The organism is Lichenibacterium minor, from assembly GCF_004137685.1.
GTDB lineage: Bacteria > Pseudomonadota > Alphaproteobacteria > Rhizobiales > Beijerinckiaceae > Lichenihabitans > Lichenihabitans minor.
Genome location: NZ_QYBB01000011.1, coordinates 68,353 through 91,563, shown reverse-complemented (window position 1 = coordinate 91,563; position 23,211 = coordinate 68,353). Strand labels below are relative to the sequence as shown.

25 protein-coding genes are annotated in these 23,211 nt (G+C 70.6%); 19 read left to right on the top strand and 6 right to left on the bottom strand.

The genetic code is table 11. The features are described 5' to 3' along the window. Positions 1-6 precede the first annotated feature (6 nt). The 15 genes from D3273_RS11840 (at position 7) to D3273_RS11770 (ending at position 15,125) form a co-directional block, all read left to right on the top strand. Positions 7-1,005 carry an ABC transporter substrate-binding protein gene (locus tag D3273_RS11840; RefSeq protein WP_245501125.1) on the top strand — a complete coding sequence of 333 codons (999 nt, stop codon included), beginning with the start codon at positions 7-9 and terminating at the stop codon, positions 1,003-1,005. 234 nt (positions 1,006-1,239) lie between these two features. Next, positions 1,240-1,608 carry a hypothetical protein gene (locus D3273_RS11835; protein WP_129226743.1) on the top strand — a complete coding sequence of 123 codons (369 nt, stop codon included), beginning with the start codon at positions 1,240-1,242 and terminating at the stop codon, positions 1,606-1,608. Positions 1,609-1,774: 166 nt separating this feature from the next. After that, on the top strand, positions 1,775-3,166 hold the full coding sequence (cysS, locus tag D3273_RS11830; RefSeq protein ID WP_129226742.1) for a cysteine--tRNA ligase: 1,392 nt from the start codon (positions 1,775-1,777) through the stop codon (positions 3,164-3,166). Beyond that, positions 3,166-3,657 carry a GNAT family N-acetyltransferase gene (locus tag D3273_RS11825; protein WP_129226740.1) on the top strand — a complete coding sequence of 164 codons (492 nt, stop codon included), beginning with the start codon at positions 3,166-3,168 and terminating at the stop codon, positions 3,655-3,657. The genes cysS and D3273_RS11825 overlap by 1 nt, the downstream gene beginning before the upstream one ends. Positions 3,658-3,985: 328 nt before the next feature. Next, positions 3,986-4,546 carry a peptidylprolyl isomerase gene (locus D3273_RS11820; protein WP_129226738.1) on the top strand — a complete coding sequence of 187 codons (561 nt, stop codon included), beginning with the start codon at positions 3,986-3,988 and terminating at the stop codon, positions 4,544-4,546. A 7-nt stretch (positions 4,547-4,553) separates the two neighbouring features. Continuing rightward, positions 4,554-5,228, top strand: a complete 675-nt coding sequence (locus D3273_RS11815) for a hypothetical protein (RefSeq protein ID WP_165359464.1) — start codon at positions 4,554-4,556, stop codon at positions 5,226-5,228. Then, positions 5,225-5,677 carry a peptidylprolyl isomerase gene (locus D3273_RS11810; RefSeq protein ID WP_129226734.1) on the top strand — a complete coding sequence of 151 codons (453 nt, stop codon included), beginning with the start codon at positions 5,225-5,227 and terminating at the stop codon, positions 5,675-5,677. The genes D3273_RS11815 and D3273_RS11810 overlap by 4 nt, the downstream gene beginning before the upstream one ends. 71 nt (positions 5,678-5,748) lie before the next feature. Then, complete coding sequence (gene queA, locus D3273_RS11805; protein ID WP_129226733.1) at positions 5,749-6,843, top strand: tRNA preQ1(34) S-adenosylmethionine ribosyltransferase-isomerase QueA; 1,095 nt, start codon at positions 5,749-5,751, stop codon at positions 6,841-6,843. Then, on the top strand, positions 6,843-7,985 hold the full coding sequence (tgt, locus tag D3273_RS11800) for a tRNA guanosine(34) transglycosylase Tgt (RefSeq protein WP_129226731.1): 1,143 nt from the start codon (positions 6,843-6,845) through the stop codon (positions 7,983-7,985). The genes queA and tgt overlap by 1 nt, the downstream gene beginning before the upstream one ends. A gap of 189 nt (positions 7,986-8,174) precedes the next feature. Next, positions 8,175-9,518: a proline--tRNA ligase gene (proS, locus tag D3273_RS11795; RefSeq protein ID WP_129226729.1), complete on the top strand. Its 1,344-nt coding sequence runs from the start codon at positions 8,175-8,177 to the stop codon at positions 9,516-9,518. 21 nt (positions 9,519-9,539) lie between these two features. Next, the gene (locus tag D3273_RS11790) at positions 9,540-10,847 is read left to right on the top strand and encodes a lipoprotein-releasing ABC transporter permease subunit (RefSeq protein WP_428977772.1); all 1,308 of its coding nucleotides are present in this window, start codon (positions 9,540-9,542) and stop codon (positions 10,845-10,847) included. Next, positions 10,844-11,533, top strand: coding sequence for an ABC transporter ATP-binding protein (locus tag D3273_RS11785; RefSeq protein ID WP_129226727.1), 690 nt, complete (start codon positions 10,844-10,846; stop codon positions 11,531-11,533). The genes D3273_RS11790 and D3273_RS11785 overlap by 4 nt, the downstream gene beginning before the upstream one ends. A 249-nt stretch (positions 11,534-11,782) precedes the next feature. Beyond that, the gene (exaC, locus tag D3273_RS11780) at positions 11,783-13,303 is read left to right on the top strand and encodes an acetaldehyde dehydrogenase ExaC (protein WP_129226725.1); all 1,521 of its coding nucleotides are present in this window, start codon (positions 11,783-11,785) and stop codon (positions 13,301-13,303) included. A gap of 49 nt (positions 13,304-13,352) precedes the next feature. Beyond that, positions 13,353-13,733, top strand: a complete 381-nt coding sequence (locus tag D3273_RS11775) for a DUF779 domain-containing protein (RefSeq protein ID WP_129226723.1) — start codon at positions 13,353-13,355, stop codon at positions 13,731-13,733. Between the two features lie 45 nt (positions 13,734-13,778). After that, complete coding sequence (locus D3273_RS11770) at positions 13,779-15,125, top strand: glutamate--tRNA ligase (protein WP_129226721.1); 1,347 nt, start codon at positions 13,779-13,781, stop codon at positions 15,123-15,125. On the opposite strand, the gene D3273_RS11765 is transcribed toward D3273_RS11770, so the two are convergent. Next, a complete protein-coding gene (locus tag D3273_RS11765) occupies positions 15,088-16,083 on the bottom strand; it encodes a DUF2865 domain-containing protein (RefSeq protein WP_129226719.1) in 996 nt (331 codons plus the stop codon). The genes D3273_RS11770 and D3273_RS11765 overlap by 38 nt on opposite strands. A 95-nt stretch (positions 16,084-16,178) precedes the next feature. Here D3273_RS11765 and D3273_RS11760 point away from each other — a divergent pair, with 95 nt between their 5' ends. Then, on the top strand, positions 16,179-16,691 hold the full coding sequence (locus D3273_RS11760) for a CreA family protein (protein WP_129226717.1): 513 nt from the start codon (positions 16,179-16,181) through the stop codon (positions 16,689-16,691). Positions 16,692-16,728: 37 nt separating this feature from the next. Here the strand turns inward: D3273_RS11760 and D3273_RS11755 are convergent, their stop codons facing one another. The 4 genes from D3273_RS11755 to D3273_RS11740 form a co-directional block, all read right to left on the bottom strand. Next, positions 16,729-17,040: a hypothetical protein gene (locus D3273_RS11755; protein ID WP_129226715.1), complete on the bottom strand. Its 312-nt coding sequence runs from the start codon at positions 17,038-17,040 to the stop codon at positions 16,729-16,731. 89 nt (positions 17,041-17,129) lie between these two features. Then, the gene (locus D3273_RS11750) at positions 17,130-18,314 is read right to left on the bottom strand and encodes a GNAT family N-acetyltransferase (protein ID WP_129226713.1); all 1,185 of its coding nucleotides are present in this window, start codon (positions 18,312-18,314) and stop codon (positions 17,130-17,132) included. 114 nt (positions 18,315-18,428) lie between these two features. Continuing rightward, positions 18,429-19,190, bottom strand: a complete 762-nt coding sequence (locus D3273_RS11745; RefSeq protein WP_428977771.1) for a glycerophosphodiester phosphodiesterase family protein — start codon at positions 19,188-19,190, stop codon at positions 18,429-18,431. After that, complete coding sequence (locus D3273_RS11740; protein ID WP_129226711.1) at positions 19,187-19,660, bottom strand: RidA family protein; 474 nt, start codon at positions 19,658-19,660, stop codon at positions 19,187-19,189. Before D3273_RS11740 ends, D3273_RS11745 begins: the two co-directional genes overlap by 4 nt. 130 nt (positions 19,661-19,790) lie before the next feature. On the opposite strand from D3273_RS11740, the gene D3273_RS11735 reads away from it, so the two are divergent. Beyond that, entirely contained in the window at positions 19,791-20,615 is an 825-nt protein-coding gene (locus D3273_RS11735; protein WP_245501124.1) for a cell envelope integrity EipB family protein, read from the top strand. Between the two features lie 101 nt (positions 20,616-20,716). Here the strand turns inward: D3273_RS11735 and D3273_RS29125 are convergent, their stop codons facing one another. After that, the gene (locus tag D3273_RS29125) at positions 20,717-21,181 is read right to left on the bottom strand and encodes a DUF3572 domain-containing protein (protein WP_245501123.1); all 465 of its coding nucleotides are present in this window, start codon (positions 21,179-21,181) and stop codon (positions 20,717-20,719) included. Between D3273_RS29125 and D3273_RS11725 the strand changes: the two genes are divergently transcribed. Both D3273_RS11725 and D3273_RS11720 read left to right on the top strand, forming a co-directional pair. Continuing rightward, on the top strand, positions 21,138-21,509 hold the full coding sequence (locus tag D3273_RS11725; protein WP_129226709.1) for a response regulator: 372 nt from the start codon (positions 21,138-21,140) through the stop codon (positions 21,507-21,509). The two genes, D3273_RS29125 and D3273_RS11725, sit on opposite strands and share 44 nt — an antisense overlap. Before the next feature lie 118 nt (positions 21,510-21,627). Beyond that, positions 21,628-23,001, top strand: a complete 1,374-nt coding sequence (locus tag D3273_RS11720; RefSeq protein WP_129226707.1) for a PleD family two-component system response regulator — start codon at positions 21,628-21,630, stop codon at positions 22,999-23,001. Positions 23,002-23,211 lie beyond the last annotated feature (210 nt).

Below are 23,211 nucleotides of genomic sequence, written 5' to 3'. Positions count from 1 at the left end.
CGGACCATGAAGCGGATGATTCTCGGCCTCGCGGCGCTCGGCGCCGCCATGTCCGGCACGGGGGCGGCGCGCGCCGCCGACCCGGTGACGCTGCAGCTCAAGTGGGTCGCCGACGCGCAGTTCGCCGGCTATTTCGTCGCGAAGGACAAGGGCTTCTACAAGGATGCCGGCCTCGACGTCACCATCAAGCCGGGCGGCCCGGACGTGAACCCCGAGCAGGTGCTGGCCGGCGGGGGCGCCGACGTCGTGGTGGACTGGATGCCATCCGCGCTGGCGACGCGCGAGAAAGGCTCCCCGGTGGTCAACATCGCCCAGCCGTTCAAACGGTCGGGGCTGGAGCTGACCTGCCGGGCCGATGCCGGCGTGAAGGCACCGTCCGACTTCCCCGGCCACACGCTCGGCGTCTGGTTCGCCGGCAACGAATACCCGTTCCTGGCCTGGATGGCGAAGCTCGGCGTCAAGACCGACGGCCCGCCCGGCGTCACCGTGCTGAAGCAGGGATTCAACGTCGATCCGCTGCTCCAGAAGCAGGCCGCCTGCATCTCGACCATGACCTACAACGAATATTGGCAGCTGATCGAGGCCGGGATGAAGCCCGCGGAGCTCGTGGTCTTCAACTATTCCGATCAGGGCGAAGCCACGCTGGAGGACGGGCTCTACGCCCTCGAACCCAAGCTGAAGGATCCCGCCTTCGCCGAGCGCATGGCCCGCTTCGTCAAGGCCTCCATGCGGGGCTGGCAGGACGCGCAGGCCCACCCGGACGAGGCCGTGAAGATCGTCCTCGACAACGATTCCTCGGGTGCCCAGACCGAGGAGCACCAGAAGCACATGATGGACGACATCAACAAGCTGACGAAGGATTCCGCCGGCGTGCTCGACCCCGCCGCCTACGCCCGGACCGTCGCGGTGCTGCTGTCGTCCGGCTCCGACCCGGTCATCACGAAGGAGCCGCAGGGTGCCTGGACGCATGCCGTGACCGACGCGGCCGGCCTCGGGACGCCGTGACGCCTGCGGAGGCCCCGAGCGTCCGAAAGCGGAGGATTTGTCGGATGTAGAAATATGTTGGTCCGATTCGCGGAAGCGATTGCCACTTCCGGTATTGTTCGGCCATCATCTCCCGCGAACCGGCCATCGTGTTTCCCCGATCGTCGTCCAGGACGGCGCCGTCATGGGGGTGACGCGTTTTCGATGGTCCGCAGCTCCCCGGTCCGGGGGACGAGCGGTCGAGAGGAGGGCTGCATGCTGATGGCCGATATCCTTCATTCCTGCACCGACGAGGGCATCGCCGCCGCCGCCGTGGCGTCGATCGGGGGGCCTTTCGCGGCCGCGGTCCGCGCCGAGGCGGACCGCGCCGGGCTGTCGGTCGGGGCCCTCACCTCGTCGCTGGTGTCCGGTTTCGCCCGCGACGCGTCCGAACGCGATTGGCGCGAGCTTGCGGCCGCCATGACGGGCGCCGACCAGCCCGTGCTGGCGGGGTTGCAGGCCATGGCGGAGCGCGCCCTGCGCCAGCGCGAGCGCGCCACGCGCATCCGGCCCGTGCGCGACGCCGCGGCGCCGCTCCACCCCGCCGGCTTCGCCTTCCTCACGCTCTACCGCCGTCCGGCGTGACGGGGACCGCCGGAACGGGCGCCGGCCCGACGCACATGCTTCCGCTCGCCGCGCGCCTGTTCTAGAGCCTGTCGCAGGACGGCGGGCCGGAGGCGCGGGCGACGACGCGGGTTTACCCATTCGATCGATGCCGCCCCCGGCGCTCCGCATCGATCGAGGGACCGGGATGGCATTGCGCTTCCACAACACGCTGACGCGCCGCAAGGACGACTTCACGCCGATCGACCCCGAGCGGGTGCGCGTCTACGTGTGCGGCCCCACCGTCTACGACCGCGCCCACATCGGCAACGCCCGCCCGGTCATCGTCTTCGACGTGCTGTTCCGCCTGCTGCGCCACGTCTACGGGCCGGACCACGTCGCCTACGCGCGCAACATCACCGACATCGACGACAAGATCATCCTGCGCGCGGCGGAGCGGGGCGTATCCATCCGCGAGCTGACCGAGGGCACGGCGCGCGGCTTCACCGAAGACGTCGACGCGCTGGGCTGCCTGCGCCCGACCGTGGAGCCGCGCGCCACCGACCACATCCCCGAGATGATAGCCGTCACGGAGCGGTTGATCGCGGGCGGCCACGCCTACGCGCCGACCGACGGGGGCGGGGAAGGACACGTTCTCTTCGCCGTGGGCTCGATGCCGGACTACGGCCGCCTGTCCAACCGCACCCTCGACGAGATGCTGGCGGGCGCCCGGGTCGAGGTCGCGCCCTACAAGCGCGCCGACGGCGACTTCGTTCTGTGGAAGCCGTCCACGCCCGCCGAGCCCGGCTGGGACAGCCCTTGGGGCCGCGGCCGACCGGGATGGCACCTCGAATGCTCCGCCATGAGCTGGAAGCACCTGGGCGAAACGTTCGACATCCACGGCGGCGGGCTCGACCTCATCTTCCCCCACCACGAGAACGAGCTGGCCCAGAGCTGCTGCGCCTTCCACCGACCGGTGATGGCCCAGGTGTGGATGCACAACGGCTTCCTGCAGGTCGAAGGCCAGAAGATGTCGAAGTCGCTCGGCAACTTCGTCACGATCCGCGAGCTGCTGGACACGGACGGGTTCGGCGGCCGGAGCTGGCCCGGCGAAGTGCTGCGCTTGGCCATGCTGCGGACCCATTACCGCCAGCCCATCGACTGGACCGCCAAGGCGCTCGACGAGGCCGAGCGCACGCTCGACCGCTGGTACGCGGCGGCCGAGGGCGTCGACGCGGGCGAGCCCGCGCGGGACTTCCTCGACGAGCTGTCCGACGACCTCAACACGCCCGGCGCCATCGCGGCGCTGCACGGGCTGATGGGGCACGCCGAATCGCGGGCCGCCGGGGTGGCGTCGGCGCGGCTGCTCGGCCTGCTGGGGGACGCGCCGTCCGATTGGGCGGCACGGCGCGGCGCGTCGACGGGCGTCGACCCGGCCGTCGTCGAGGCCCTGATCGCGGACCGCCTCGCGGCGCGGCGCGAGAAGCGCTGGGCCGACTCGGACCGTATCCGCGATGAACTCGCGGCCCTGGGCGTCGTTCTCAAGGACAATAAGGACGGCACCACCAGCTGGGACGTGGGCCGAAAGGGGACAGCGTGATGGCCGACCGTGACGAGAAACCCGCCCTGCGGCCCATGCTGCCCGCCGACGTCCCGGCCTTGGCCGCCATCTTCGGCGCCAGCGTCGACGAGCTGACGGCCGAGGACTACGACGAGGACCAGCGCGCCGCCTGGATGGCGACGGCCGAGGACGAGGGTGCCTTCGGGGCGCGCCTGTCCGCCATGCTGACCCTGGTGGCCACGATGGCGGGCGCGCCGGCGGGCTTCGCGTCGCTGAAGGACAATGCCCGGATCGACATGCTCTTCGTCGACCCCGCCCTGGCCCGTCGGGGCATCGGCACCCTGCTGGTCGACGCCTGCGAGAAGCTCGCCAAGGCGCGCGGCGCCAAGGCCCTGGCGGTCGACGCGCCGGACGCGGCGCGGCCCTTCTTCGAGCGGCGGCGCTACGTGCCGCAGAGCCGTCAATCGGTCCCGGTCAATGGCGAATGGCTGGCGAGCACGCGGCTGGAGCTGAAGGTCGAGGCCGCGTAGGCTGAAGTGGATCGTGATCGGACGGAGTTCCGCGATCGTCCGAAGGGGTGCCCGAAGACAGGCAGGCGCGAGCCAGGGCGAGCGGCGATGCGTCCAGCTCGGTGGACAGGGAGACGGTCATGACCCGGGACGACGTGCGTGCGGTTGCCGAGCGGATCCTGCCGCCCATCCTCGGTCCGGTCGGCTTCACCTCCCTCGACGTCGTGGAACGAGAGAACAGCGTCGGCTCGCCGTCGAGCTTCTGGTCGCGAAGGGTCGCTGACCCGCCGCCTTGCCACCGTCACACCCCCCGCCTATCTCCGGCCCGCACACCATCAGAGAGCCCACCATGACCCTGCGCCGCCGTGATCTCCTCCTGTCCTCGGCCGCCCTCGCGGCCGGCGTCGCTCTCGCCACCGTCCCGGCCCGCGCGGCCGACGACGCCAACACGGTGACGATGACCACCAAGGACGGCAAGATCAGCATCCAGCTCGAGCCGAACCTCGCCCCGAACCACGTCAAGCAGATCGAGGCGCTGGTGAAGGATCACTTCTACGACGGCATCGTGTTCCATCGCGTCATCGGCGGCTTCATGGCGCAGACCGGCGACCCCACCGGCACCGGCATGGGCGGCTCGAAGCTGCCCAACCTCAAGGCCGAATTCTCCGCGACGCCCTTCACCCGCGGCACCGTCGGCATGGCGCGCTCGTCCGATCCCGATTCGGCCAACTCGCAGTTCTTCATCTGCCTCGGCGACGCGCCGTTCCTGAACAACCAGTACACGGTCGTGGGCCACGTCACGGCGGGCATGGACGTCGTCGACAAGATCAAGAAGGGCGCATCCGACGACAACGGCAAGGTGACCAACCCCGACAAGATCGTCACCATGCGGATGGCCTCGGCCAAGTAGCCCCGGCTTGCGCGGCGCGGCGCGATGGGGGGTCGGCGCGCTCGCGGCGGCCTGGGCGGTCGCGCCCTGCGGTGCCGCGCCCGTGCGCATCGGCCCGCCCGCGCCGCCGCCTCCCACAGCGCGCCCGCGCGCGGCGATCCGCATCGGGCCGCGCCTGGAGTTGCGGCGGTTCCGCTACGGTTTCCGGCCGCTGCTGCGTCGGCGCTTCGCCCCGGACGCGCCGCCCTTCCTCCTGCCGTCGCCCCCGCCCGACACTTTCGTGCAGCCCGAAGGGCCGGGCCCATCGCCGCTGATCGAGGGCGCGCCCGAGGACCTGCCGGCGCTGGCCCACGGCTTCCACCTGAACGTCGCGGTCGGTGCCGGGCGGACCTTCGCCGCCCCGCCGACCCTGAACCGCTTCGTGGAGGTCGGGCAGGCGCTCGGCCGCTGCTTCGCGCCACCCGCCGGCCTCGGTTGGGGCTCGATCACCCTGCGGGTGGCGTTCAAGCGCGACGGGTCGGTGTTCGGCCTGCCGCGCGTGCCCTACAGCGACGCCGCCACGCCGGACCAGAAGAGCGCGCTTGCGCATTCTCTGCTCGCGGGGCTTAAAAGCTGCACACCCTTGCCGCTGTCGCCGTCTCTCGGCGCCGCGGTGGCCGGCGAAATCTTCGCCATCCGCTTCATCCACGAGGACCAAAGATGACCGACACCAACACGCTGACGCTCGACACCACCAAGGGGCCCGTCGTCATCAAGATGCGTCCCGACCTCGCCCCCAAGCACGTCGAGCACATCAAGAAGCTCGTGAACGAGAAGTTCTACGACGGCATCGTCTTCCATCGCGTCATCGACGGCTTCATGGCCCAGACCGGCTGCCCCAACGGCACCGGCACGGGCGGGTCGAAGTACCCGAACCTGAAGCAGGAGTTCAACGCCGAGCACCACAAGCGCGGCACCTGCTCGATGGCCCGCGCCCAGAGCCCCGATTCCGCCAACTCGCAGTTCTTCATCTGCTTCGGCGACGCCGGCTTCCTGGACAAGCAGTACACCGTGTGGGGCGAGGTGACCTCCGGCATGGAGAACGTCGACAAGATCAAGCGCGGCGAGCCCGTGCGCGAACCCGATTCCATCAAGACCGCCACGATCAGCTGATCCGAAGCGTTTGAAACCCCGTTCGGCCCGGTCGGCGTCCCGCCGGCCGGGCCTTCTCGCATCCTGATCCCATGCTGGTCGACGCCTTCGATTTCACCCTGCCGGAGTCCGCCATCGCGCTGCGGCCGGCGTCCCCGCGCGATGCCGCCCGGCTGCTCGCCGTGGACCCCGGCGCCCCGCGACCGCTGGTCGATCGCGCCGTCCGCGACCTGCCGACGCTGCTGCAGCCCGGCGACGCTCTGGTGGTCAACGACACGCGCGTCGTGCCGGCGCGGCTCTTCGGCATCCGCCGCCGCGGCGGGCACGTCGCCCGCATCGAGGTGACGCTGCACCGGCGCGATGCCGCCGACCGCTGGCGGGCGTTCGTCCGACCCGCCAAGCGCTTGGCCGACGGCGAAGCGCTGGACTTCGAGGCGGGCGGCGCGGTGGCGCTGTCGGCCCGCGCGTCCGACAAGGACGGCGGCGAGGTCAGCCTCACCTTCGACCGCGCCGGGGACGAACTCGACGCCGCGACGGCCCTCGTCGGCCGGATGCCGCTGCCCCCCTACATCGAGCACCGCCGCGCCGGCGACGATGCCGACGCGTCGGACTACCAGACGCTGTTCGCCGCCCGGCCCGGCGCCGTGGCGGCCCCCACCGCCGGCCTCCATTTCACCCCGGACCTCGTGGACGCGCTTCGGGCGCGCGGCGTGGCGCTGCACCGGGTGACGCTGCACGTCGGCGCCGGCACCTTCCTGCCGGTGAAGGCGGACACGACGGAAGAGCACCGCATGCATGGCGAGATCGGCACCGTGTCGGCCGAAACGGCCGACGCCCTCAACGCCGCCCGCCGCCGCGGCGGTCGCCTCGTGTCGGTGGGCACGACGTCGCTGCGCATCCTCGAATCCGCCGCGGGCGAGGACGGGATCATCCGCCCCTTCGCGGGCGAAACGTCGATCTTCATCACGCCCGGCTACCGCTTCCGCTGCGTCGACCGGCTGATGACCAACTTCCACCTGCCGCGCTCGACGCTGTTCATGCTGGTGTCGGCCTTCTCGGGGCTCGACGCCATGCAGGCCGCCTACGCGCATGCGATCGGCGCCGGTTACCGCTTTTATTCCTACGGCGACGCGAGCCTCCTCGCCCCCGCCGCCGACAGCGCCGCGCCGCGGCCGGACCCCGCATGATGACCGCCGACACCCGCCAGGACCTCCCATTCAGGTACGAGCACCTGGGACAGGACGGCGCGGCCCGCACGGGCCTGATCCACACCGGCCGCGGCACGATCCGCACGCCGGCCTTCATGCCGGTCGGCACCGCCGGCACCGTCAAGGCCATGTACATGGGCCAGGTGCGGGAGCTCGGCGCCGACATCGTGCTCGGCAACACCTATCACTTGATGGTGCGGCCCGGCGCCGAACGCGTGGCCGAACTCGGCGGGCTGCACAGGTTCAGCACCTGGTCCGGGCCGATGCTGACCGATTCCGGTGGCTTCCAGGTCATGTCCCTCGCGAAGCTGCGCAAGCTCGACGAGACCGGCGTCACCTTTCAATCCCACATCGACGGCTCGAAGCACGCCCTGACGCCGGAGCGCTCGATGGAGATCCAGGCGCTGCTCGGTTCCGATATCCAGATGCAGCTCGACGAATGCGTGCGCCTGCCCGCGCCCGACGCCGAGGTCGAGCGTGCCATGCTGCTGTCGCTGCGCTGGGCCGAGCGGTCCCTGAAAGCCTTCGAGGCCAAGCCCGGACGCGCCTGCTTCGGGATCGTGCAGGGCGGCACGGTGGCGGCGCTGCGCGTCGAAAGCGCGAAGCAGCTCGCCGCCATGCCGTTCGGCGGCATCGCCATCGGGGGCCTCGCGGTCGGCGAGCCGCAGGCCGACATGCTCGCCGCCATCGAGACCGTCGAGCCGCACCTGCCGGCCGACAAGCCGCGCTACCTGATGGGCGTCGGCACCCCGGACGACCTCGTGGAAGCCGTGCGGCGCGGCGTCGACATGTTCGACTGCGTGATGCCGACCCGCGCGGGCCGACACGGCCTCGCCTACACGCGCTTCGGCAAGGTCAACCTGCGCAACGCCCGCCACGCCGCCGACCCCCGGCCGCTCGACGAGGCGTCCGATTGCCCGGCGGCGCGGGACTATTCGCGCGCCTACCTGCACCACCTGGTGAAGTCGGACGAGATCCTCGGCATGATGCTGCTGACCTGGGTCAACCTCAGCTACTACCAAAGCCTGATGGCGGGGCTGCGGGCCGCCATCGCGGCGCGGCGGCTCGACGACGTCGTCGCCGAAACCAAGGCGGGCTGGGACCGCGGCCTCGGCGACTGAGGGCCCGAGGGCGGGGCGGCACGCCCGAGGCTGCGCGGGGTCGTCGCGCCGTCAACCGCAGAACCGCCACGCTGGCGCGGCAAGCTCCGCGCGAGGTCGCTGCCGCCTTGTGTTTTGGCGACGCCTGCGCTTATCAGCCCCATCCGGGGTGCGGCATCGGTCGCGCCCGAGTCCAGAAACGATTGTCAGATGCGCTCCAGCCGATACTTCATGCCGATCCTGCGCGAGACGCCGAAGGAAGCTGAGATCGTGTCGCATCGCCTCATGCTGCGCGCCGGCATGATCCGGCAGGAATCCGCCGGCATCTACGCTTGGCTGCCGCTGGGGCTGCGCGTGCTGGAAAAGGTCAACGCCATCGTGCGCGAGGAGCAGAACCGCTCCGGCGCGATCGAGATCAAGATGCCGACCGTCCAATCCGCCGATCTGTGGCGCGAGTCCGGCCGCTACGACGACTACGGCAAGGAGATGCTGCGCATCAAGGACCGGCACGAGCGCGAGATGCTCTACGGCCCGACCAACGAGGAGATGGTGACGGAGATCTTCCGCGCCTCCGTCCGCTCCTACAAGGACCTTCCCCTCAACCTGTACCACATCCAGTGGAAGTTCCGCGACGAGGTGCGCCCCCGCTTCGGCGTGATGCGCTCCCGCGAGTTCCTGATGAAGGACGCCTATTCCTTCGACCTCGACGCCGCGGGCGCCCGCCACAGCTACAACCGCATGTTCGTGGCCTACCTGCGCACCTTCGCGCGGCTCGGCGTCACCGCCATCCCCATGGTGGCCGACACCGGCCCGATCGGCGGCGACCTCAGCCACGAGTTCATCATCCTGGCCTCGACCGGCGAAAGCGAGGTGTTCTGCCACCGCGACTACCTCGGCTTCGCGCCGCCCCCCTCCGACATCGATTTCGACGACGCTGCCGGGCTGCAGGCGGTGGTCGACCATTGGACGTCGCGCTTCGCCGCCACGAGCGAGAAGTTCGATGCCGCCGGCTTCGAGGCCGTGCCGGAGGAGAGCCGCCTTTCGGCCCGCGGCATCGAGGTCGGCCACATCTTCTATTTCGGCACGAAATATTCCGAGCCCATGAAGGCCGTGGTGAGCGGCCCGGACGGCGCGACCGTGCCGGTCCACATGGGATCCTACGGCATCGGCCCGTCGCGCGTCGTCGCGGCGCTGATCGAGGCGGGCCACGACGACAACGGCATCCTGTGGCCGGACGCCGTCGCGCCGTTCACGGTCGGGATCGCCAACCTGAAGGTCGGCAACCCGGACACGGACGCGGCCTGCGAAGCGCTGTACCGGGGCCTGCTCGCCGCCGGCGTCGACGCCCTCTACGACGACCGCGACGAGCGGCCGGGCGCCAAATTCGCCACCCTCGACCTGATCGGCGTGCCGTACCAGGTCCTGGTCGGCCCGAAGGGCCTGGCCGAGGGCAAGGTCGAGCTGAAGCACCGCCGCTCGGGCGAAAAGGAACTGCTGGCGCCCGACGAGGCCCTGTCCAAGCTGAAGAGCCTCACCGCGGCCGTCGCGCGCTGACATGAACACGAGGATCGCCGCATGACCATGGCCCAGGCCCAGGCGGCGGCCTCCGCGCCGCGCGGCCCCGCGCGGACGACGCGCGCCTTCTCGCCCTTCGAATGGATCGTGGCGCTGCGCTACCTCCGCGCGCGGCGCCAGAAGAGCTTCGTATCCGTGATCGCCGGCTTCTCCTTCGCCGGGATCCTGCTCGGGGTCGCGACCCTGATCGTCGTGATGTCGGTGATGAACGGCTTCCGGCAGGAACTGCTGAACAAGATCGTCGGCATCAACGGGCACGTCTTCGTGCAGGCCACGGACACGCCGTTCACCGACTACGATGCCGTGACGAAGCGGCTCGAAGCCGTGCCGGGCGTCAAGCTGGTGATCCCGATGATCGAGGGCGCCGCCGGCGTTTCGTCGCCCTTCAACCAATCGGGCGCGCTGGTGCGCGGCATCTCGGGCGCCGACCTGCGCCGCCTCCCGGGCATCGAGGGACACGTCGTCCAGGGCTCGCTCGACGACTTCGACAAGTCGGGCGGCGTCGCCATCGGTCAACGGCTGGCGGAATCGCTCGGCCTGTCGATCGGCGACCAGATGTCGGTGCTCACCGCCAAGGGCGCCCAGACGCCGTTCGGCGTCGCGCCCCGCATCAAGAGCTATCCCGTGACGGCGATCTTCCAGATCGGCATGTCGGAGTTCGACTCCTCCTTCGTCTACATGCCGATGGCCGAAGCGCAGAGCTACTTCAACAAGGACGGCGAAGCGTCCGTCGTCGAAGTCTTCGTCGACGATCCCGACCATATGGACGCCGTGCGGCTCAAGCTCGACCGCGCCATCGAGCGCCCCGCGGTGATGACGGACTGGCGCCAGCGCAACAAGACGTTCTTCGACGCCTTGAACGTCGAGCGCAACGTCATGTTCATCATCCTCACGCTGATCGTGCTGGTGGCGGCGCTCAACATCATCTCCGGCCTCATCATGCTGGTGAAGGACAAGAGTTCCGACATCGCCATCCTGCGCACCATGGGGGCGTCGCGCGGCTCGATCCTGCGCATCTTCCTCATCGCCGGGGCGTCCATCGGCGTGTGCGGGACCTTCGCCGGCCTCGCGCTCGGCGTGCTGGTGGCGAGCAACGTCGAGCGCATCCGCACCTTCCTGAACGGACTGATGCACGCCGACCTGTTCCCCTCCGAGCTGTATTTCCTGTCGCACCTGCCCTCGGTGATCCAGCCCGGCGACGTCCTGGCCGTCACCGGCATGGCCCTGGCCCTGTCTCTGCTCGCGACCGTCTACCCGTCGTGGCGGGCCGCTAACCTCGATCCCGTCGAAGCGCTGCGGTACGAATGATGTCTTCCGCTCCGGCCCTGACGCTGTCCGCCGTCGTCCGCACCTACCGCCAGGGCGAGGCGACGCTGTCCATCCTGCGCGGCGCCGACCTGACGCTGTGGCCCGGCCAGTCCGTCGCGCTGGTGGCCCCCTCGGGCGCCGGCAAGTCGACCCTGCTCCATGTCGCGGGCCTGCTCGAAAAGCCGGACGGCGGCGAGGTGTATGTCGGGAACGCGCCGACGGCCGCCATGGGCGACCCCGAGCGCACCGCGCTGCGGCGCACCGCCATCGGCTTCGTGTACCAGGCGCACCACCTGCTGCCGGAGTTCACCGCGCTGGAGAACGTCGTCCTCCCGCAGATGATCGCCGGCCTGACCAAGCGCGAGGCGGGGGAGCGGGGGACGGAGCTCCTGTCCTTCCTCGGGCTCGGCCAGCGCACCGGCCACCGGCCGGCGGAACTGTCGGGCGGCGAACAGCAGCGCGTCGCCATAGCGCGGGCGGTCGCCAACGCCCCCGGCATGCTGCTGGCCGACGAGCCGACCGGCAACCTCGACCCCCGCACGGCCGACCACGTCTTCGCGACCCTCACGTCGCTGATCCGGGCGACGGGGCTCGCGGCCCTGATCGCCACCCACAACATGGACCTCGCGGCCCGCATGGACCGGCGGGTGACGCTGCAGGACGGCCTGGTCGTCGAGCTGGACTGACCCGTCCCGCCGAGGCGAGCCTGGGCGTGGGGATCGGCGCAGGAAGGTCCCCCGCCTCGGGACGGGTCGCTCGACGGTGACGGCTCGGCGCGAAGCCCGACGGTTGAGCCCGTCGTTGACCGCGCCGGATCGCGAGCGCAGACTGGCGCCATCGTGGGATCGGGCACAGCGGCGCCGACGCCGACCGACCTCGTTTCCCTCGACCATGCGAACGACGCCGAACGGCGCGATCGACCCCGGGAGGAAACGATGTTCCAGCAAGCGCTCGACCAAGTGCAGAAGCAGGTCCTGATCCGCGACAAATACGAGAACTACATCGGCGGGAAATGGGTGGCGCCCGTGGAGGGCCGCTACTTCGACAACCCGAGCCCCGTCACCGGCAAGGTGCTGTGCCAGGTGCCGCGATCCTCGGCGGCCGATGTCGAACTGGCGCTCGACGCCGCCCACAAGGCCAAGGACGGCTGGGGCAAGACGTCGGCGGCCGAGCGCGCCAAGGTGCTCAACCGCATCGCCGATACGCTGGAATCGAAGCTCGAGCTCGTCGCCATGATCGAGACGCTCGACAACGGCAAGCCCATCCGGGAAACCACGCTCGCCGACCTGCCCCTCGCCGTCGACCATTTCCGCTACTTCGCGGGCGTGATCCGCGCCCAGGAGGGCAGCCTGTCGGAGATCGACAACGACACGGTCGCGTACCACTTCCGCGAGCCGCTCGGCGTCGTCGGCCAGATCATCCCCTGGAACTTCCCGCTGCTGATGGCGACGTGGAAGCTCGCGCCCGCGCTCGCCGCCGGCAATTGCGTGGTGCTGAAACCGGCCGAGCAGACCCCGCTGTCCATCCTGGTGCTGATGGAACTGCTCGGCGACATCGTGCCGCCCGGCGTGGTCAACGTCGTCAACGGCTTCGGCCTGGAAGCCGGCAAGCCGCTGGCCCAGAGCAAGCGCATCGCCAAGATCGCCTTCACGGGCGAGACGACGACGGGCCGGCTCATCATGCAATACGCGTCCGACAACATCATCCCGGTGACGCTGGAACTCGGCGGCAAGTCGCCCAACATCTTCTTCGCCGACGTGATGGACCACGACGACGCCTTCTTCGACAAGTGCCTCGAAGGCTTCGCCATGTTCGCCCTGAACCAGGGCGAGGTGTGCACCTGTCCGAGCCGGGCGCTGGTGGACGCCAAGATCTACGACAGCTTCATGGACCGGGCGATCGCCCGGGTGAAGAAGATCCGCCAGGGCCACCCGCTCGACATGTCGACGATGATCGGCGCCCAGGCGTCGAACGACCAGCTCGAGAAGATCCTGTCCTACTTCGACATCGCCGCCCAGGAAGGCGCCAAGGTGCTCACCGGCGGCAAGCGCGCCGACCTCGGGGGCGAGATCGGCGATGGCTTCTACATCGAACCCACGGTGCTCGAAGGCCACAACGGCATGCGGGTGTTCCAGGAGGAGATCTTCGGCCCCGTGGTCTCGGTGTGCAAGTTCGACGGCGAGGACGAAGCCTTGTCGATCGCCAACGACACGCTCTACGGGCTCGGCGCCGGCGTGTGGACGCGCGACGGGACCCGCGCCTACCGCTTCGGACGCGCCATCCAGGCCGGCCGCGTGTGGACCAACTGCTACCACCTGTACCCGGCGCATGCGACCTTCGGCGGGTACAAGCAGTCGGGCATCGGCCGCGAGAACCACCTGAAGATGATGGACCACTACCAGCAGACCAAGAACCTGCTGGTCAGCTACTCGCCCAACGCGCTCGGCTTCTTCTGAGCGGGACGAGGCAGCGGGCGGAGCGGATCGACGACGGGGTGGGGGCGGCATGGTCGAGCGGGTCGAGATCACCGAGGCGGCGACGGCCATGCTGGAGCGGCTGAAGCGCCAGCACGGGCCCCTGCTGTTCCACCAGTCGGGCGGCTGCTGCGACGGCTCGGCCCCGATGTGCTTCCCCGTCGGCGATTTCCGCGTCGGCCCGCAGGACGTGCACCTGGGCTCCATCGCGGGCTGCGACTTCTTCATCGGAGCGGCGCAGTTCGCCTATTGGGAGCACACGCAACTCCTCATCGACGTGGTGCCGGGGCGCGGCGCCGGCTTTTCGGTGGAAGCGCCGGAAGGGGTGCGCTTCCTCACCCGGAGCCGCGTCTTCACGGACGACGAGGTCGCCGAACTGGCCGCCGCGGGGCCGCCGCGCCGGGCGGCGTGACGGCGCCGCGTTGCGCGTCCGGGGCGGGTCCGCCATAGGTTCGGCATGTCCGCACCCGTCGTCCGCTTCGCCCCGTCCCCCACCGGTCGCATCCACATCGGCAACGCCCGTCCGGCGCTGCTGAACGGGCTCTTCGCGCGGACCTCCGGCGGTCGTTTCGTGCTGCGCTTCGACGACACCGACGTCGAGCGCTCGCGCGTCGAATACGCCGAGTCGATCGAGGCGGACCTGCACTGGCTCGGCGTGCGCCCGGACCTCGTGGTGCGGCAGTCTGACCGGTTCGCCTTCTACGCCGCCGCAGCCGAGCGCTTGAAGCGGGAGGGGCGCCTTTATCCCGCCTACGAGACCGCCGACGAGCTCGACCGCCGCCGCAAGCGCCAGCAGGCGCGCGGCCTGCCGCCGGTCTACGACCGCGCCGCCCTGCGCCTGACGCCCGAGCAGGTGGCCGCCTTCGAGGCCGAGGGCCGGCGTCCCCACTGGCGCTTCAGGCTCGACGGCCGCACGGTCGCCTGGGACGACGGGGTTCGCGGTCCCTGCACGGTGGATTGCGCGTCGCTGAGCGATCCCGTGCTGGTCCGGGCCGATAGGAGCTACCTGTACACGCTTCCGTCCGTCGTCGACGACATCGACCTCGGCATCACCCACGTGATCCGCGGCGAGGACCACGTCACCAACACGGGCGTGCAGATCCAGCTCTTCGAGGCCCTGGGGGCGCCCCCGCCCGCCTTCGCGCACCACAACCTGCTCACGACCGCGTCGGGCGACGGCCTGTCGAAGCGCTCGGGCGCGCTGTCGATCGGAGCGCTGCGCGACGAGGGGGTGGAGGCGCTGGCGGTGGCCGCCATGGCGGTGATGACGGGATCGTCGTCGGCGTTGCGGCCGGTGGCGTCGCTCGACGAGCTCGCCGAAGGGTTCGACCTGTCGCGCCTGTCCCGCGCCCCGGCGCGGTTCGACGAGGCGGAACTCCGCACGCTGTCGGCGAAGGTGCTGCACGGCCTGCCCTTCGCCGCCGTCGCGCCGCGCCTCGCGCTGTTCGGCATCGTCGGCGCCAAGGCCGAGCCGTTCTGGGACGCCGTGCGGGGCAACCTCGCGCATTTCGCCGAGGCCGCCGAATGGTGGGGCGTCGTCGAGGACGTGGTCGAGCCGGTGATCGAGGACGCCGCCTTCCTGACGCGCGCCGCGGCGGCGATGCCGTCCGAACCCTGGGACGGCGACACCTGGGCGACCTGGACGGCGGCGCTCAAGGCGGACACCGGCCGCAAGGGCCGGGCGCTGTTCCACCCGCTGCGGCTGGCGCTCACGGCGCGCGACGCGGGGCCCGACCTCAAGGGACTGCTGCCGCTGATCGGCCGCGCTAGAGCGTGGGATCGGATCCGCGGAACTCCCGCGTGAGGTCGCGGTCGGGCAGGGGCGAGGGCGCCGCGAGCGAGGGCGGCGACTTCGCCTTCTTCTTCGGGGCGCTCGGCGCCGGCTTCGCGGCGGCCGGCACCGCCGCCCGGGCGGCCGGCACGGGCCGCGCCATGGAGGCGGCGAGTTCCGCCGTCACGGTGACGTCGGCCTTGTTCGGCTGCAGCAGGGCCTCGGCCCCCGCCAGCGCCGCCGACCAGCTTTGATGCGGCGCCCGGCAGGCGCAAGCCTGGCTGGGGCCCTTGAGGTATCGGAACGCCGTCGGCAGCGCCGAATAGGGAGAGCCGTCCGTCGCGGTCGCGCCCGACACGTCGCCGTCGTCGCCCGCGTAGGCGGACGACTCCGCCGAGGGGCACTGCGCTTGGCAGATCCGGTCCATGTCGGGCATGCGGTCCGCCGCCACGGAGACCGCCAACGGGTAGAAGGCGCCGTCGCAATGCCGCACGCAGAGGACGCGGCTGGCCTTGGGCGCCGCGGCGGGGCCGGGCGGGGCGTCGGGGTCGACCGGCACCGTGGTGACGGGCGCGTCCTCGGCGCGATCGGCCGAGCATTCCGCGTCGAACCGCGCCTGGAGGTCGCGGCTCCGGCCGTCGCCGGCGGGATCGTCCCGGAATGCCCGGTCCTGCAGCCGCTGGAGGCCGACCTGGAGCAGGCCGATGCGGCGCGCGAGGGCGCGGCACGGCGTCGAGTCCGGGTCGTCGAACAGGCCGTCGCCGCAGCCCGTCCGGCTGGCCGCGTCGCGCATGCGGACGATCTCGTCGCGCTGGCGCTGCAGGGCCGCGTCCGCCTGCGCCGGATCGGCGGTCCGCCCCGCCGCGTCGATCGCGGCGCGCAGGGCCGAGCAGTCGACGGCCTGCGCCGATGCCGCCCCCGGCGACGCCGCGAGCGCGATCAGCAGGGCGAGGGACGGGACGGGGAAGCGACGCGATCCGGGGCGGGTCATGGCGCGAAAGCATGACGAGTTTCTTGGCCGAAACAAGGAGTCTGGTTAACGTCGCGACGTCGGCTCGCTCGGTGCCGCCGCTTCAGGGATGCCCCATGCGCGTTCACGTTCTCCTGGTCTCGGGCGCCCTCGCCCTGGCGGCCGCACCCGTCCACGCCGCCGACAAGCCGGACCTGATCTTCAAGGAATCCACGAAGTGGCGGGCGCTGACGCCGGACGACAAGCTCGCCACCTACGCGGTCGACGATCCGGCGGTCGAAGGCGTGGCCTGCTTCTACACGGTGCCGGAGAAGGGCGGCGTCGCGGGGGCCTTCGGGGTGGCGGAGGAGGTGTCGGACGTTTCGCTGGCCTGCCGACAGGTCGGCCCGATCAAGATCAAGGACAAGCTCGCCCAGGGCGACGTCATGTTCTCCGAAAAGCGCTCGTTCTTCTTCAAGCACATGCAGATCGTGCGCGGCTGCGACGCGAAGCGCAATACCCTCGTCTACATGGTATATTCGGACAAGCTGATCGACGGTTCGCCGAAGAACTCGACCTCGGCGGTGCCGATCATGCCCTGGGGCGCGGCCGGCGACCCGCCGTGCTGCGCCGACATGTTCAAGGGTTGATCGGCCCCGCCGGACCGACCACCCCCCCGGGCCCGGGCTAGTCCCCGCAGCGGATGACGATGTCGCGCGGGTCGCCCTTCAGCACCTCCGGCCTGGTGCTGGCCTGGATGGAGCCGGTCACGTCCTCGACGGTGCCGTAGGCCAGCACATGGGCGTGGCCGTGCGACTCGCACCAGCTGTCGGCGATGACGCGGCCGCAATCCATGCCGGCGTGCATGCACTCGCCGATGCCGTATTCGTCGCTCGCCGGGATGACGTAGTTCTCGGCCGCGCGGGCCGGCAGGCAGAAGCACGATGTGAGCAGGACGCCGGCGGCGAGCGCGCGCAGGCTGGAAGCCGTGAAGGCCATGGGTGGTCGTGTCCCCGATACGTTGGCGGTGCCGTGTCGACACGGTGGCGAATCGAGGTCACTAAAAGTTTAACGGTCCCGGGCCGCGCTCAGTCCTCGTGGCGGAAGGGCAGGTGCTCGCCGAGCTGCTCGACCGCGTTTTCCACGTAGCCGCGCTCGTGGTCGAGGTAGTCGGCGATGGCGGCGGCGAGGCGCGGGTCGGCGATGTCGTGCACCGAATAGGTGGTCGTCGGCCGGTAGCCGCGGGCGAGCTTGTGCTCCCCCTGGGCGCCGGCTTCGACGCGGCCGAGCCCCCGCGACAGCGCGAAATCGATGGCCTGGTAGTAGCAGACCTCGAAATGCAGGAACGGGTGCTCCTCGACGCAGCCCCAGTTGCGGCCGTAGAGCGCGTCGTCGCCGATGAAGTTGATGGCGCCCGCCACGTAGCGCCCGGCCCGCTTGGCCATCACGAGGAGGATGCGGTCCGCCATTCCGGCGCCGATCTCCGAGAAGAAGCGGCGGTTGAGGTAGGGCCGGCCCCACTTCCGCGAGCCCGTGTCCATGTAGAAGGCGAAGAACGCGTCCCAATGCTCTTCGCGGATGTCGGGACCCGTGAGGTGCTCGATCGTGATGCCGCCCGCGAGCGCGCTTTCGCGTTCCTTACGGATGTTCTTGCGCTTGCGCGACGCGAGCGCCGCCAGGAAATCGTCGAAGCCCGCGTAGCCCTCGTTGACGAAGTGGAACTGCTGGTCCGTGCGCTGCAGCCAGCCCTGGGCCCCGAGGCTGTCCCATTCGGCTTTCGTGACGAAGGTGGCGTGGGTGGAGGACGCCTTGACCTCCTTGCGCAGCGCGCGCAACCCGGCCGTGAGGTAGCCCTGGGCGGCTTCGACGTCCTGCCCGGGGCTGACGAGGAAGCGGCGCCCCGTGGCCGGCGTGAAGGGCACCGCCACCTGGATCTTCGGGTAGTAACGGCCGCCGGCCCGCGCATAGGCGTCGGCCCAGGAATGATCGAAGACGTATTCGCCTTGCGAATTCGTCTTGATGTAGGTCGGCGCCGCGGCGATGAGCCGGCCGCCCTCCTCGACGGCCACGTGAGCCGGCGACCAGCCGCTGCGCCCGCCGACCGAGCCCGAGCTTTCCAGCGCCTTCAGGAAGGCGTGGCTGAGGAAGGGGTTGTGGCGCTCGCCGGAGGGGTCCGGACCCGCTTCGGCCGGCGGGTTGGCGCAGCGGTCCCAGTGGGCGGCGTCGAGCGCCGCGATGGAGGTCGCGACCTGGACGGTGATCGGTGAGGTCATGGGAGCCTTCGATCCTGCCCGCCGTCGCGACGGCGGCGGGGCGTGGCGGGGGCCGGCTCGCCGCGGATGCGCGGTCCGGCCTTCCCCCCTAAGGTCTTCCTCCGTCGGCGGGCGTCAAGGCGCGAAGCCCTCGAACACCATCTGATCCGCCCATCTTGCGGCGCGTTGCCGCTGATCCGGCGTGCGCACGGTCCAGCTCATCACCGGGCGGCCCAGCGCGACGCGGAACAGCATCGGCGCGGCGTGGGGCAGGTCGTGCACGCGCCACGACAGGAAGTCGGGCCGCGTGTCGGCGACATGCGCCAGTGCGGCGAGTCCGGCACGCATGTCGGGCGCCAGCGCCGCCCATTCGGGGTCGTCGTAGGAGGCTTCCGCCACGATGCCGAGGGGGATCGCCGTGCCGAGGCCGCGCAGGTGGGCGATCACGGCGGGGTCGAAGCTCTTGATGGCGAGGGGCCCCCCATAGGCAGTCGCCAGCTCGGCGACGCGGTCGGCGAGCCGCATGTCCCCCGAAAACCCGCTCTTCACCTCGCAGATCAGCGGCACGCGCCGGTCGATCGCGTCGAGCAGCGCGGTGAGGGTCGGGATGCGGTCGGTCGCCGAGCCGGCGAGCGCGATGGCGCAGAGGTCCGCGGAACGGAGCGCCGCCACCGGACCCGTGGACGCCGTGAGGCGGTCGAGCGCGGCGTCGTGGAACACGACGGCTTCGCCGTCCGCGGCGAGCTGCACGTCGCATTCGACGGCGAAGCCGCCCGCGACCGCGGCCCGCGCCGCCGCGAGCGAGTTCTCGATCGTGCCGGCGGCGCGGTCGTGCAGGCCGCGGTGCGCGATCGGGCGCCGGACCAGCCAGTCCGGCGCGTTGGGTTCGCCGATCACGGACGAATGCTGAACAGCGCCTCGACCTCCACGGCGCAGCCGAGCGGCAACGACGCGACGCCCACGGTCGAGCGCGCGTGGCGCCCCTTGTCGCCCAGCACCTCGACCATCAGGTCCGACGCGCCGTTCATGATCAGGGCGAGGTCGATGAAATCCGGGGCGGCGTTGATGAAGCCGCCGAGGCGCACGCAGCGCTCGATCCGGTCGAGGTCGCCCAGCGCGGCCTTGGCCTGCGCCAGCACGTTGATGGCGCAGTTGCGGGCGGCGGCGCGGCCGGCCTCCCCCGACACGTCGGCGCCGAGCTTGCCCTTGTGGGCCGCGTCGAGCACGCCGTCGGGGCCGAGCGCGAGCTGGCCGGAGATCACCAGCGTGTCGCGGCCGAGCACGGTGGCGACGTAGTTGGCCACCGGCGCGGCGGCCTTGGGCAGGGTGATGCCGAGCTCGCTCAGCCGCGCTTCGATGGTCGCCATGGTGTGTCTCCGCCGCGGCCGCATGCCGGCCGTCCCGGGGATCTAGGCGAAACCGGCCCGCTCCGCCAATGATCTCAGTTCCGCCACGTCCGGCCACGATGGTCGGCGCCGATCCCAGGAGTCCGCCCGCGTGAACCGCTTCGAGTTGACCTGCCTCACGTTTCTCGCCCTCGGGGTCGCCGCCGCGGGTCCCGCCCGGGCCGAGGACGCCCCCGTCGTGATGGCGGCGCATCACGCGGTCTACAAGCTGTCGCTCAGGAGCGCCAAGGGCACCAACGCGCCCGCGTCGGCGTCCGGCGCCATCGACTACGACGTCACGGGTTCGGCCTGCGACGGCTACACGACGAACTTCCGCCAGCTCGTGGAGGTGCAGCCGGCCGAGGGCGATTCGAAACTGAACGACATGACGTCGAACACCTTCGAGAACGAGGCCGCCACGGACTACACCTTCAACACCAAGACGTCGTCCGGCGACGACACGCCCGACACGGTGGCGGGCAAGGCCCAGCGCGGGGCGGACGGCCGCATCGCCGTCGACACCAAGTCGCCCAAGGGCCACGCCGATTTCGCGTCCGACGTGCTGTTCCCCACCCAGCACCTCCGCCACATCATCGCGGCGGCCGAGCGCGGCGACAAGATCCTGTCGGCCGACATCTTCGACGGCTCGGAAACCGGCAAGAAGCTGTTTCACACGCTGACGGTGATCGGCGCCCCGCTCACCGACGCGCCGGACGACCCCGCCGGCCAGGCCGAGGCGCTGAAGGGGATGCGCCGCTGGCCCGTGGTGATCAGCTATTTCGAGGACGGAAAGGACCAGCCCGACTACGTGCTCTCGTCCGACCTCTACGAGAACGGCATCTCGCGGGCGCTCAAGCTGGATTACGGCGACTTCGTCCTCGCCGGCGCCCTCGACCAGCTCACCGTCGCGCCGCCGGCTGGCCCCTGCAAGAAGTGAGGCGGACGGCCGGGCGCTCGGGTGGCGGGCCGGCGAAGGCGCGCCGCTGCCCGCGCGGCACGACCCGGCTCCGAGGCACCGTCGTCGACGGCGCGGGACCGCTACCGCCGGCTCATGCGGTCGTGGGCGCCCACGACGGCCTCGGGGGCGACGCCGGCGTCGGCGGCGACGAGCAGCAGGAGCGGTTCGTTCCCCACCACGTAGTCCATGACGCCGAGCAGGAAGCCGGAATCGGCGGCCGCCTGGCGGAGGTCGCCGAAACCGATCCCGGACAGGGCGAGGAATCGCTCCGCGTGATCGGGATTGCTCGCAATGAATGTTAAGGCTTGAATGGCAATGAAGTCGGGGTCGACGGCCGGGGTCGTCCGCCGCGAGGGACCGGTCGGGCCGTTTTTCATGATCATGCTTTTTCCGTGCTCGATTCGGTCACGTTCGGCTAACGGTGCGCGGGCGAAACGAGCCGCCCCCGGCGAGGTTCGCCGTTCCCAGGCGCAGTCCTGAAGCCACCGAGGCGCCGAAACCATGTCGAAAACGATCCTGATCGTCGAAGACAACGAACTCAACATGAAACTCTTCAGCGACCTGCTGGAGGCCAACGGCTATGCGACCGTGCAGACGCGCAACGGCGTGGAAGCGGTGGGCCTGGCGCGCCAGCACCGGCCCGATCTCATCCTCATGGACATCCAGCTCCCCGAGGTGTCGGGCCTGCAGGTGACGCAGTGGCTGAAGGACGACGACGACCTGCGCGCCATCCCGGTCATCGCCATCACGGCCTTCGCCATGAAGGGCGACGAGGAGAAGATCCGCCAGGGCGGTTGCGAAGCCTACCTGTCCAAGCCGATCTCGGTCGTCAAATTCCTGGAAACGGTGCGCAATTACCTCGGCGATGCGTGACCGGCGCCCCGGGCGGACCGAACTGCCTGCGGGCCACGGGACGCTGCGGCGCCTGGGCGGGTCCGGGCCCGGCATCGCCGATCGTTCGGGCGGCAACGGCTTGGAAGGGCTTTGAACCATGACGGCGCGTATCCTGGTCGTCGACGATGTCCTCGCCAACGTGAAGCTGCTCGAGGCGCGCCTGTCGGCCGAGTATTTCGACGTCCGGACGGCGTCCGACGGGCTGGAAGCACTGCGCTTGTGCGCCCGCGGCGCCTTCGACGTCGTGCTCTGCGACGTGATGATGCCCGGGATGGACGGTTTCGAGGTTTGCCGGCGGTTGAAGTCCGATCCCGCGACCGCACACGTGCCGGTGATCCTCGTCACGGCGCTCGACGGCTCGTCCGATCGCGTCCGGGGGCTCGAAGCCGGCGCCGACGACTTCCTCACCAAGCCGGTCGACGAACTGGCGCTGATCGCGCGCGTGCGCTCGCTCGCGCGGTTCAAGCATGTCGTGGATGAACTGCGGCGTCAGGTGGACGCTTCGGCGACGCTCGGGCTCCAGTCCGGCGGCAAGCCTGCGGCGCTGGTGGACGAAGGCGGGCGCGGACGCGTGCTGCTCATCGAGGATCGCCAGGTGTCGGCCGAGCGACTGTCCGCCACCCTGTCGCAGGGCCACACGGTCGACCTGGAAGCCGTCGCCGACGACGCCCTGTTCCGCGCCGCCACGGGCGGCTACGACCTCGTCGTCCTGAGCTCCACGCTGAAGGACTACGATTCGCTGCGCGTGTGCAGCCAGCTCCGCTCCCTGGAGCGCACGCGCGACCTGCCCATCCTGCTGCTGGCCGAGGCGGAAGACCGCGCTCGGATCGTGCGGGGGCTCGACATCGGGGTGAACGACTACCTGGTGCGGCCGGTGGACCGCAACGAGCTGATGGCGCGCGTCCGCAGCCAGCTGCGCCGCAAGCGCTACGCCGACCGGCTGCGCGACATCATGCAGGCGTCCCTGCAGATGGCCGTGACGGACCCGCTGACCGGCCTGCACAACCGCCGCTACCTCGAATCGCACCTGGGCGGCCTCATCGACACCGCGGCGGACGGCGACAAGCCGCTGGCGCTGATGATCCTCGACATCGACCACTTCAAGGCGGTGAACGACACCTTCGGCCACGACGCGGGCGACGACGTGCTGAAAGCCTTCGCCGAGCGCGTCAAGACCGTGATCCGCGGCGTCGACGTGTTCTGCCGGCTCGGCGGCGAGGAGTTCATCATCGTCATGCCGGACACTTCGCTCGACATCGCCGGGCGGGTGGCCGAACGCGTGCGGCAGACGGTGGGCGGCAGCCCCTTCGCGATCGAGAAGGGCGCCCGTCAGATCCCCGTCACCGTGTCGATCGGCTTGGCGGAACGGCGCAACGGTCGCGAAGCCGACGCGATGCTGAAGCGCGCGGACCGCGCGCTGTACCGGTCGAAGGCGGCGGGCCGCAACCGGGTGTCGGCCGACGCCGCCTGACGCCACCGGCCCGCGGGCGTCGGATGTTGTCCACCCGAGATTTCGGCCCCGACCGGGACTCGGCTTGACAGTCGGTCAGATGATGTAAAGGTTTGCCTCGTATTCTCATCAATGTCGCAGGACGGGCCGTGAGGTTCGGGTCGGCGGCAGGGTTCGGGCGGCGGTTTCGCCGTCCACAGATACCCTACGGAGTGCTCAGGTCCGCCGCAT